The organism is Corallococcus carmarthensis (assembly GCF_003611695.1).
GTDB classification, from domain to species: domain Bacteria; phylum Myxococcota; class Myxococcia; order Myxococcales; family Myxococcaceae; genus Corallococcus; species Corallococcus carmarthensis.
The window spans coordinates 1-948 of record NZ_RAWE01000466.1 but is presented as its reverse complement, the minus strand read 5'-3'; the positions used below and the strand labels follow the sequence as shown (position 1 = coordinate 948).

Annotated in this window: 1 protein-coding gene; it reads right to left on the bottom strand. The window is 69.2% G+C overall.

The features are described 5' to 3' along the window. Positions 1 to 948, bottom strand: a 948-nt coding sequence (locus D7X32_RS44495; RefSeq protein ID WP_147450538.1) for an AMP-binding protein, incomplete at both ends; no start/stop codon positions are given.

Genomic DNA, 948 nt, shown 5'->3' with positions numbered 1-948 from the left:
CCATCCACTGGAGCAGTTGGGCGGGCTCCGCGCGCGCGGCATCCGGAGGGACGACGAGGCATGCGCCAGAGGCCAGGGAGGGCCACACCTCCCAGGTGGAGGCGTCGAAGGCGACGCCCGCGGTGAGCGCGGTGGAGTCATGGGGCGACAGCGAATAGGTGCGCTGGTGCCAGGAGACGAGGTTCATCAACGCGCGGTGGTGGACGGCGACGCCCTTGGGACGGCCGGTGCTACCGGAGGTGTAGATGACGTAGGCCAGATCCTCCGGGCCCACGGACGCCGCGGGCAGCGGCTGTCGCGTTGCCTCCGCTTCTGCTTGCAGCGACAGGATGCGCGCGGAGAGGACGGGCAGCGAGTCACGCAAGTGGTGCTGCGTGAGGAGGACAGAAGCGCCGCAGTCCTCCACCATGAAAGCTAAACGCTCGGGCGGGACACCGGGAGCGATGGGGACGTAGGCGGCGCCCACCTTGAGGATGGCCAGGAGGCCCGCGAGCAACTCCGGAGAGCGCTCCGCGAGGATGGCAATGCGGTCACCTCGGGAGACACCAGCCGCATGCAACTGGACGGCAAGTCCGTGGGCCCAGGCGTCGAGGCTCGCATAGGTGACGCTTCGCGCCCCCATGCGGACGGCAACCGCGTCCGGAGCCCGGCGGGCCTGCTCCGCGACGACGTGGTGGATGCAGGTGTCGCGCGGGAAGGCGACGTCCGTCTCATTCCACTCGAGGAGGAGTTGCTGCCGTTCCGCGACGGTCAACATCTCCAGGGCGGAGACACGTGCATCCGGCTGGGCGGCGAGAGAGGCGAGGAGGACGCCGAAGTGGCCCATGAGACGCTGGACGGACGCCGCGTCGAAGAGGTCGGAGCTGTACTCAAGGAAGCCGGTGAGGCCCTGGGGCACCTCGAAGAGGGTGAGTGCGAGGTCGAAGCGGGAGGAGTTGCCTTCGAGGG